We start from the raw sequence: 9,703 nt of genomic DNA, 5'->3' as shown, positions 1-9,703 counted from the left end.
AGGCTTCCGGACGGCAGTCATACGCTGCGTGCAGTGGCGGTGGACCGGAGTGGGAACGCGTCTGAGGCTTTGGTGGGGGTGACGGTGGACAACACGCCGCCGGTGGTGCGGTGGGTGAACCCGGTGGATGGGGCCACGGTGGGCGGCGTGGTGACGGTTAACCTTTCAGTATTGGTTGACGACGAGAACCCCGACCCAACTTCTCTGCAATACGAGGTCAATGGGCAACCCCTTTCCGGGAACACATGGAGTCTTTCTGGACAGATAGATGGGGCCTATACACTACGGGCCACGGTTAAGGACCAGGCTGGGAACCATGGTGAAGCGTCCATTAAGGTTACGCTGGATAATCAGCCTCCCCAGTTGACCTGGGTTGCCCCCTCTCCAAATGCCCCCTTGCAGGGTTCGGTAAGCCTCGCGGTTCAAGCTTGGGATGTTCCGGACGTGGAGCAGGTTTACTTCCTGGCGGAATCCTCTGCTGGGCAGACTTTCCTCTTGGGCTCTGCTATTCGGAGGGGGGGATATTGGGAGCTGACTTGGGATACGCAGAGTTTTGCCAACGGTCCAGTGACTTTGCGAGCGGTGGCTTTGAACAGCAATCGTCTGCAGGGTATAGGTGAGCTACAGGCTAACCTCAACAACCCTGACGCCTCTCCCCCTCAGGTGAGCTGGCTGGATCCTTTGGACGGGCAAAGCGTGGCAGGGACTATTACCCTGAGGGTCAGGGCTTTGGATAACCAAAGCGTAGAGGAGGTAAGGTTCTTTGCGGGGGGCCAGCTTCTCGGGATTGGAACCTTGGTGGGCTCTGTCTACACTTTCTCCTTGGACACCACGGGCTTTGACGATGGGCCACTTTCCTTGAAGGCAGTGGCCCATGACGCCTCTGGTAACCGGGGCGAGGAAGAAATCCAGGTGCAGGTGCGCAACCAGGGTGTGCCGCCTTCTCTAAGCATCCTCGAACCCCAATCCGAAGGCAGGGTGGGGGTACAGTTTACCGTGAGGGCCAGCGTGGCAAAGCAGGGGACCCCATTCACTTGGGTTTCTCAGGGTGGGCATAACCTTTGGGCTCGGGTGTACGATTACCGGGGCAATTTAGTTAAAGAACAGCCCCTCTTGGATAGTGGTCAGGAACCTCCGGACGATGAGGACAGCGTGGCCGAAGCCCTTCTGGACTTGGGGAATGTCCCGGCGGACCGCTACCGCTTGGTGGTGGAGGGCCGGGTGGTGGTAGCGGGCACCACCTATCGCATCTACCAGGAGATTCCCGTTCAGGTGCAGGTGGACTCTAACCTGCCTCCCGCCCTGGTCCTTTACCAGCCGGCTTCGGGTACGGTTTTGGCAGGGGGCTTCTTCTATCTCATGGGGGACGTGACCGACGACTCGGGGCGGGTGCACGCGTTGGAGGTCCGCCTGATCGGGGGCAGCTGCGCAAGCCCAACCACGGAAAACCACCTCCTGCGCTACGAGGCAAGCCCCTACGGCCTCTTCTACATGGCGGTTCCCCTGGACGCTTATCCCTACATTAACGACGGCGCCTACTGCCTGCGGGTGGTGGCGGTGGATGCCCAGGATACCACCTTGCGCAACATCCAGGAACTGGATGTGAGGGTGAATAGGGGCGTCGCCAGGCCTACCGCAATAGTGGGTGTAGATAACGCCACGGTTACCGTTCCTGGCACGGCCACCTGGACCGTGAACTTCTCCACCACTGTTCGGTACACCGCGTTCCTGCGGAGGAATGGTGTGCCCGTGGAAGCCTACTCTGGCCAGGGGACCTCGGTTGGCTTCAGTCGGGCTTTCTCCGATGAGGATACCGGCACCTGGGATGTGGTGGTGGTGTTTGAGGACACTTCTAGGCGCGTGCAAGGCCAGGCTCAGGGTGGCTCGGTAGCGGTGGTGGTGGGACCTTAGGAGGTAAGGAAGGGGGTCCGGACTCCAAAGCCTTTGGAGTCCGGGCCTTATACTGGGCCAGGTGGGGACGAATCTGCCTGAGCTAACGCCCTTCTTCCTCCGCTTTGAAGAGGCCCTGGGCCAGCTGGTCCGGTCCGAGATCCTCTTCATCCGGCTCATCCACCAGGACCTGGTAACGGCCGGGGGAAAGCGCATCCGGCCGCGGCTGGCTTTTTTGGCCTCCAGAGCCCTGGGGGGGGCCCCTTTTGAGCTGGAGCTTGCCTTGGCGGTGGAGCTTCTCCACTCCGCCACCCTCCTCCACGACGACCTCATAGACGAGGCCGAGCTCCGCCGGGGGAAGGAGGCCGCCTACCGGCGCTACGGCAACGCGGTTTCCGTCCTCTCGGGCGATTTCCTCCTTTCTCGCCTCCTCCACGTCATCGCCAAGACGGGGAGCCTCGAGCTCGTGGAGATGTTCGCCGAGACCGCCCGGGTGCTTTCCGAAGGGGAGGTCCTGCAGTTCCAAGTGGCGGCCCTGGAGGACTACAGCCTGGAGAACTACGAGCGCATCATCACCGCCAAGACCGCGGCCCTCATGGCCCTGGCCACGGAAGGGGCGGCGGTCCTGAAGGGCACAAACGGGGCGGTGCGGGAGGCCCTAAGGCGCTTTGGCCTCCTCTACGGCCAGGCCTTCCAGATGCGGGACGACTACCTGGACCTCATGGGAAGCCCCGAGGCCCTGGGCAAGCCCGTGGGGGGGGATGTGCGGGAGGGGAAGGCCACCCTCATCACCCTCCTCCTTATGGAGGAGGCCCCCTGGGTACGGGAGGTGCTAAAACGGCGGGCCTCTGAGCCGGGGGATTTGGAGCGGCTTCGGGCCCTGGCCCAGGCCAGCGGGGTGGCGGAGGAGGTGGAGAGGCGGATCAGGACGCGGGCCGAGGCCGCCCTAGAGGCCCTTGCCCCCTTGCCCCCTTCCCCCTACAAGGAGGCCCTTAAGGCCTTGGCCCAGGCGGAAGGGGAGCGCCTGGCCTAGGGCCGGTGTATGCTAAGGGCGCATGCGCGTGGTCCTGGCCACTTCCAACCCCGGCAAGGTGCGGGAGCTTAGGGCGGGCCTTGCCCCCTTGGGCTGGACCCTCCTTTCCCTGGCCGACTTCCCCTTGCGCCTGCCCAAGGAGGAGGGGGCCACCTTCCTGGACAACGCCCTCCTCAAAGCGGCCTACGTGGCCAAGGCCACGGGCCTCCCTGCCCTAGCCGACGATTCGGGCCTGGTGGTGCCCGCCCTTGGGGGGGAGCCTGGGGTGTATAGCGCCCGCTATGGGGGCAAGGCCACGGATCGGGAGCGGAACGTCTACCTCCTGGAGAGGATGCGCGGCCTAAAGGGGGAGGAGCGGCGGGCCTACTTCGTGGCCGTGCTGGTCCTGGCTTACCCCGATGGGCACGCGGAGAGCTACGAGGGGCGGGTGGAAGGGGCGATCCTCGAGGCCCCCCGAGGCGAAGGGGGCTTCGGCTACGATCCCCTCTTTTTCGTGCCCGAGGCGGGCAAGACCTTTGCGGAGATGACCCTGGAGGAGAAAGCCCGCTATTCCCACCGGGCCCGGGCCCTGGAAGCCCTCCTTAAGGCCCACGAGCACGGTCCCCCGCCCCGGGAGATCTCCAAGCTGGAATGAGAGTCCTTTCCCCCCACATCGCCCTCTACCGCCTTTACGATCTGGCGGACGAGATCGACCTTTCCCGCCTTTCCGTGCCCCGGCTTAGGCTTTCCCGGGCCCGGCTTGGGGCGGTGCGCTTCCAAGACCCCCCTGCGGAGCTGGAGCTTGGGGTGCGGATGGTGGAGGGACTTTCCGGCCTCCTCACCGCCCGGCTTTACGAGTTCGGGGTGGCCTCCCTCTCCTTCCGCGTCCACCTGGGAGAGGTCTTGGACTGGCAGGACTTCTTGGAAAAGGCCTTGGACCTCCCCAACCTGCCCTTTTGGGACGGGTTCTTCCTGGCGGAGCTTGCCGCCCTGGAGCCCTACCTCAAGGGGGCCCTCCTCCGCCCCGAGGAGAAGCGGCTTTCCGAGGAGTTTGTGGTCTACCATGCCCTGGGCTTCCAGGGCTACCCGGCCCACGAGCCCCCGGTGGACCTCACCCCCCTTTGGATGGGAGCGGCGGAGGCCTTCGCTCCCGAGGTGCGCCGGGAGATGGAGCGCTACCGCTACAGCTACTCCACGGAGGACCTGGCCCTTTTGGGCTTTGACCGGGTGCTCATCCTGGACTCCGAGGGGATTTGGGACGTGGCCGACCTGGTGGAGTTCGTCCACGCCCAGCTTCTGGAGCTTTCCTACTACGACCGCGTCCTCGCCGAGGCCCTGGAGGCCGTACCCCAAGTCCTCCGCCAGCGGGGGCTTTGGGGCTATGGCCGCCTCCAGCGCCTCCGCCGCCGCCTTATGGCCCAGCACGCGGAGATCGCCGACGTGAAGGCCCGCATGGAAGGGGCGCTTCGCATCACCGAGGACCTCTTCTACGCCAAGATCTACCGGGCCGCCTTAGAGCTTTACGGGGCCTACGAGCTGGAAAGGAGCGTGGAGGAGAAGCTTAGGGTCCTGGAGGCCACCTACGAGATGGTCACCGAGGAGGTGGTCCACCTGCGCAGCCAGGCGGTGGAGGTGGGGATCCTGGCTTTAATCGCCTTTGAGGTGGCCCGGGCCCTCTTGCACGGGCTATAGACCGGGTGTAGAATCCTTTGCGGAAGCGCTACCAGCGCTCGAGGAGGTACGGTATGAAGAGGTGGCTCACCGCGACGCTCCTGGGTTTGGGCCTGGCCCTGGCCCAGGGCAAGGTTACGGTCTGGACCCACTTTGGGGGCCCCGAGTTGGAGTGGCTCAAGGCCCAGGCCAAGGCCTACGAGAAGACCTCCGGGGTCCGGGTGGAGGTGGTGGAGGTCCCCTTCGGGGACATCAAGCAGAAGTTCATCCTGGGGGCGCCCCAGGGCCAGGCCGCGGACCTCATCGTCTCCATCCCCCATGACTGGTTGGGGGAGATGGCCCAGGCTGGGGTCCTGGAGCCCATGGACAAGTACGTGACCCAGGCCTACCTCTCTGACCTCCAGGGGGTGGCCCTCGAGGCCTTCACCTTTGGCGGGAAGCTCTTCGGCCTTCCCGCCTTCGCGGAGAGCGTGGCCCTCATCTACAACAAGAAGTACGTGAAGGAACCCCCCAAGACCTGGGACGAGTTCCTAAAGCTCGCCCAAGGCCTCACCAAGGGCAACACCTTCGGTTTCCTCTACAACATCGGCGACCCCTACTTCAACTTCGGCTTCTTCAAGGCCTTTGGGGCAGAGAACGTCTTCGCCAAGGACGCCAAGGGCAACCTGGACCCCTCCAAGCTCCTCCTCGGGGGCGAGGTGGGGGAGAAGGCCCTCCAGTTCATCAAAGACCTCCGCTACCGGTACAACCTGGTTCCTGAAGGGGTGGACTACGGGGTGGCGGACGGGGCCTTCAAGGACGGGGCCCTGGCCATGATCCTCAACGGCCCCTGGGCCCTTGGGGACTACAAGAAGGCCAAGATTGACTTCGGCATCGCCCCCTTCCCCACGCCCCCTGGGGCCAAGGCCCCTTGGGGCCCCTTCCTGGGCGTCCAGGGTGTGGTGGTGAACGCCTACTCCAAGAACAAGACCGCCGCGGTGAACTTCGCCAAGACCTTGGTCACCGGTAAGAACCTGGTGTCCTTCAACCAGGCGGGTGGGCGGATCCCCGTGTCCAAGAGCGCGGTGAAGACCCTGGAGAAGGACCCGGTGGTGGCGGGCTTCGCCCAGGTCTTCCCCTTGGGCACCCCCATGCCCAACATCCCCGAGATGGGCAAGGTCTGGGGCCCCTGGGGGAACGCCATCAACCTGGCCATCCAGAAGCCCGACTCCAACGTGAAGAAGATCGTGGAGGATATGGTGGCCGAGATCAAGAAGGCCATCGGGCGCTAAGGGAGATGGGGGCCCTCCAGGGGACATCCTTCGCCCCTGGGGGGCTTTATGTTTAGGTCATGCGACACCCGCCCGGCTTAAAAGGCTTTCTCCTCGCCCTGGGGCTTGTCCTCCTCCTTCTCGCCCTAAGCACCGGGGTGGGGCTTCTCGGGTACTTCCTCCTCGCCGCCTATCTGCCCTTGCCCGGTTGGACGATCCTCGTTCTGGGGTTTTTGGCCCTGGTGCCGGGGGCTATCCTCTTAGGGCGCTGGTTCCCTTGGCTTACGGACTGGTACTATCTCCTTCCCGCCCTAAGCTTCCTCCTGGTCTTCACCCTCTACCCCATCGGCCTCACGGTCTACCTGGCCTTCACCGACTACTCGGGGGCCAAGAACGGTTTCCCCGACCGTTCCACGGAGGTGGCGGTCTTGGAGGCCAAAGGGGCCACCCTGCGCCTTGAAGCCCCTTTGGAGGAGGTCTTCCGCTGCACCGCCTGCGCGGGGCTTAGGGTGGAAGGGGAGCGGGAGGGGCGCCGCTTCCGGGCCCAGGTTTTGGAGGCCCAGGGGGTGGAGGTGGTCCTGGACCGCATCCCCCCCTTTCCCCCCGCTTACCTCTACCGGGTCAACACCTTCGGCTTCGTGGGCTTCCAGAACTTCGCCCGTATCCTGGCCCAGGCCAACCAGGCCCTGTGGCCGGTTTTCCTCTGGAACGTGGCCTTTGCCACCCTCACCGTGCTCCTGAACGCTCTCGTTGGCCTGGTTTTGGGCCTTATCCTGAACAACAAGGCCCTAAAGCTCCGCAACCTCTACCGCACCCTCCTGGTGGTCTCCTGGGCCCTGCCCGGGGTCATCACCGTCCAGGTCTGGGTGGCCCTTTTGAACTACAACTTCGGGGCCATCAACCGCCTTCTTGGGGTCTTGGGGATCTACCCCATCCCCTGGCTCAACGACCCCGACTGGGCCAAGGTGGCCGTGCTTCTGGTGAACCTTTGGCTCGGCTTCCCCTACATGATGACCGCCACCCTGGGGGCCCTTTCCACCATCCCCGACGAACTCTACGAGGCGGCCCGGGTGGACGGGGCCACCCCCTGGCAGGCCCTTTGGGGGATCACCCTACCCCTTTTGGAGAAGCCCATGATGCCCATCCTCCTCTCCTCCTTCGCCTTTAACTTCAACAACTTCTACATCATCTACCTCCTCACGGGGGGCGGGCCGGCAGAGGAGGGGCGGCTGGCCACGGCCCAGGCCACGGACATCCTCATCTCCTGGGCCTACAAGACCGCCTTCAGCGCCGAGGGGCAGTCCGCCTACGGGCTTGGGGCGGCCATCAGCATCCTCATCTTCCTCCTCACGGTGGCCATCAGCCTGGTGAACTTCCGCCTCACGGGGGCCCTAAGGGAGGTGCGCTGATGCGGAGGCTCGCTTACGCCCTCTTGGCCCTCTTGGGCCTGTATGGCCTCTACTGGTATGCGGCGAACCGCCTTTTTGACGAGGCCTCCTACCGGAAGCAGGTGGCTTTTGGGAGCGTCTTCGTGCCCTACGGCTGGGCCTATGCCCTTCTGGGCTACCTGGGGCTTGCTCTCCTCATCCTTCTTTATAGCCTTCTCTACACCGCCTGGCTCCGCCGGAAGGGAAGGCGGCTTAGCCCCTGGCCCCTCTTCCTCCAGGGGCTCACCCACCTCTTCCTCTGGACGGTGATCCTCCTCGCCTACTACCCCGTGGTCCAGGTGGTGGCGGCGAGCTTTGACCCCGCCAACAACCTCTTCAGCTTCCGCCGCCCCGAGACGGGCTTCCTCCTTCTGGATGCCAAGGTCATCCCCTACCTCCCAAGCCCCTCCCTGGAGAACTACGCCCGCCTGGTGGAGGGGGTGGTGCTCTACCCCTACCAGCTTTTCCTGGTGTTCCTGGCGGGGCTTAGCCTGCTTGGGGTGGGGGGAGTGGCCCTTTTCCGCCGCCTGCTTGGGGGTGGGGAGAGGCTGGAGCGTTGGCAGGGGCGGCTTCTCCTCCTCCTTGCCCTTTCCCTCTTCGCCCTGGCCCTCTTCCTTTCCCCCAAGCAGTTCACCGGCTCAGGCACGGAGGCCAAGTTCCTCCTCTGGGTGCGGAACACCTTCCTCATCTCGGGGATGACGGGCCTCCTCGCCGTTCTCCTCACCGCCACCGCGGGGTACGCCTTTGCCCGCTTTCGCTTCCCCGGCCGCTACCCCCTCCTCCTCTTCTTCATCTTCGTGCAGATGTTCCCGGGTTTTCTGGCCCTGGTGGCCATCTACTACCTCCTTTCCCGGCTGGACCTCCTCGGCACCTTCACCGGGTTGGTCCTGGCCTACTCAGGGGGGATCATCAGCTTCGGGACCTGGGTGTACAAGGGCTACCTGGAGAGCATCAGCCCGAGCCTCGAGGAGGCGGCCATGGTGGACGGGGCCACCCGGTGGCAGGTCTTCACCAAGATCCTCCTCCCCCTTTCCGCCCCCATGTTCGTCTTCATCTTCCTCCTCCAGTTCGTGGGCACCTACTCGGAGTTCGTCCTGGCCAACCTGGTCCTCACGGGGGTGGAAAGCTGGAACGTGGGGGTGGGCCTTAGGAGCTTCACCACCGGCCAGTTCCAGACCAAATGGGGGGTCTTCGCCGCGGCCAGCGTCCTCGGGTCTTTGCCCATCCTCTTCCTCTTCTACGGCTTCCAGCAGTACTTCGTCTCCGGCTACACCGCAGGGGCGGTGAAGGAATGAGGCACGACCTGGAGCACCTGGACCCCCCTTTCCCCGAGCTTGGGGAGGAGGTGGAGTTCCGCTTGGAAACCCGGGCCCGGGAGGGCCTTTTCCTCTACCGGAAAGACGGGGAGGTGCACGCCAAGCCCATGACCCCCTATCCCGGGGGGCTTCGGGTGAGGGTCCGGGTACATGAAAGCCCCTTCCTCTACCTCTTCCGCCTCCCCGAGGGGTATTTGGGAAGCCACGGCCTGGAAGGAACCCTTCCCCGCTACGACCGCTTCTTCCACCTTCTGGCAGGCCTTCCCTTGCCCCCCTCCTGGGCCTTGGGGGCGGTCTTCTACCAGATCTTCCCCGACCGCTTCCGAAGGGGGCGGCCGGAGCTCGCCCCGAAGGACGGAGCCTGGACCCTGGGGGGAAGGCCCATCCGCCGGAAGGCCTGGCACGAGCCCCCAGGGCCCGAGGGCGCTTGGGAGTTCTACGGGGGGGACCTCTTCGGCGTGGTGGAGGCCCTGCCCTACCTGGAGGCGCTGGGGGTGGAGGTCCTCTACCTCACCCCCATCTTCCAAAGCCCTTCCAGCCACCGCTACGATACCGAGGACTACCTGCGGGTGGACCCCCATCTGGGGGGCGAGGAGGCCCTGAAAACCCTCTACGGCACCCTGGAGGCGAGGGGGATGCGGCTTGTGCTGGACGGGGTCTTCAACCACGTGGGGGCCACCCACCCCTGGTTCCAGCGGGCCCTAAAGGAGCCGGAAAGCCCGGAGCGGGGCATGTTCACCTTTTACCCCGAGGGGGGCTACGCCAGCTTTTGGGGGGTGAAGGGCATGCCCAAGCTGGACTACGCCTCCCCCCTTACCCAGGAGCGCTTCGTCTACGCCCCCAAGGCCCCCATCCGCCACTGGATGCGCCTCTGCCACGGCTGGCGGCTGGACGTGGCCCACTCCATCGGGGAAGGGGGGACGGACCGGGAAAACGCCCGCTGGCTTAGGGCGCTGGCCCTGGCGGCCAAGGAGGCCCGGGAGGACGCGCTGGTCTTTGGGGAGCTCTCTTACGATGCCGTCCCCACCCTAAGGGCCCACACCCTGGACGGGGCCATGCACTACGCGGGTTTCGCCCACCCGGTCATGGCCTGGCTTTCGGGCCGGGACCACCAGGGGCGTCCCGTGGCCTTGGACG

Annotated in this window: 8 protein-coding genes; all 8 read left to right on the top strand. The window is 64.9% G+C overall.

All coding sequences use genetic code 11. The features are described 5' to 3' along the window. Positions 1 to 1,911 (top strand): Ig-like domain-containing protein (locus tag WKI94_RS10650; protein WP_337845715.1); only part of this gene is annotated, 1,911 nt, incomplete at its 5' end. A 61-nt stretch (positions 1,912 to 1,972) separates the two neighbouring features. Continuing rightward, complete coding sequence (locus WKI94_RS10645) at positions 1,973 to 2,923, top strand: polyprenyl synthetase family protein (protein WP_337845714.1); 951 nt, start codon at positions 1,973 to 1,975, stop codon at positions 2,921 to 2,923. Positions 2,924 to 2,945: 22 nt separating this feature from the next. Continuing rightward, complete coding sequence (gene rdgB / locus WKI94_RS10640; protein ID WP_337845713.1) at positions 2,946 to 3,557, top strand: RdgB/HAM1 family non-canonical purine NTP pyrophosphatase; 612 nt, start codon at positions 2,946 to 2,948, stop codon at positions 3,555 to 3,557. Continuing rightward, positions 3,554 to 4,594: a hypothetical protein gene (locus WKI94_RS10635; protein ID WP_337845712.1), complete on the top strand. Its 1,041-nt coding sequence runs from the start codon at positions 3,554 to 3,556 to the stop codon at positions 4,592 to 4,594. Before rdgB ends, WKI94_RS10635 begins: the two co-directional genes overlap by 4 nt. A gap of 53 nt (positions 4,595 to 4,647) precedes the next feature. Next, a complete protein-coding gene (locus WKI94_RS10630; protein WP_337845711.1) occupies positions 4,648 to 5,844 on the top strand; it encodes a maltose ABC transporter substrate-binding protein in 1,197 nt (398 codons plus the stop codon). 59 nt (positions 5,845 to 5,903) lie between these two features. Next, a complete protein-coding gene (locus WKI94_RS10625; protein ID WP_337845710.1) occupies positions 5,904 to 7,232 on the top strand; it encodes an ABC transporter permease subunit in 1,329 nt (442 codons plus the stop codon). After that, positions 7,232 to 8,545: a sugar ABC transporter permease gene (locus WKI94_RS10620; protein WP_337845709.1), complete on the top strand. Its 1,314-nt coding sequence runs from the start codon at positions 7,232 to 7,234 to the stop codon at positions 8,543 to 8,545. Before WKI94_RS10625 ends, WKI94_RS10620 begins: the two co-directional genes overlap by 1 nt. Further along, positions 8,542 to 9,703: alpha-amylase family glycosyl hydrolase (locus tag WKI94_RS10615; protein WP_337845708.1), on the top strand; the 1,162-nt coding region annotated here is incomplete at its 3' end. The genes WKI94_RS10620 and WKI94_RS10615, both read left to right, overlap by 4 nt.

This window comes from Thermus sp. (assembly GCF_037444525.1).
In the GTDB taxonomy this organism is placed as follows: Bacteria; Deinococcota; Deinococci; order Deinococcales; family Thermaceae; genus Thermus.
Note: the sequence above shows the minus strand (reverse complement) of the source record. Positions and strands in the feature narration are given on the sequence as shown.

Coding starts and splice junctions, on each gene's coding strand:
- rdgB (WP_337845713.1), top strand. CDS start 2,946: ATGCGCGTGGTCCTGGCCACTTCCAACCCCGGCAAGGTGCGGGAGCTT.
- WKI94_RS10635 (WP_337845712.1), top strand. CDS start 3,554: ATGAGAGTCCTTTCCCCCCACATCGCCCTCTACCGCCTTTACGATCTG.
- WKI94_RS10630 (WP_337845711.1), top strand. CDS start 4,648: ATGAAGAGGTGGCTCACCGCGACGCTCCTGGGTTTGGGCCTGGCCCTG.
- WKI94_RS10625 (WP_337845710.1), top strand. CDS start 5,904: ATGCGACACCCGCCCGGCTTAAAAGGCTTTCTCCTCGCCCTGGGGCTT.
- WKI94_RS10620 (WP_337845709.1), top strand. CDS start 7,232: ATGCGGAGGCTCGCTTACGCCCTCTTGGCCCTCTTGGGCCTGTATGGC.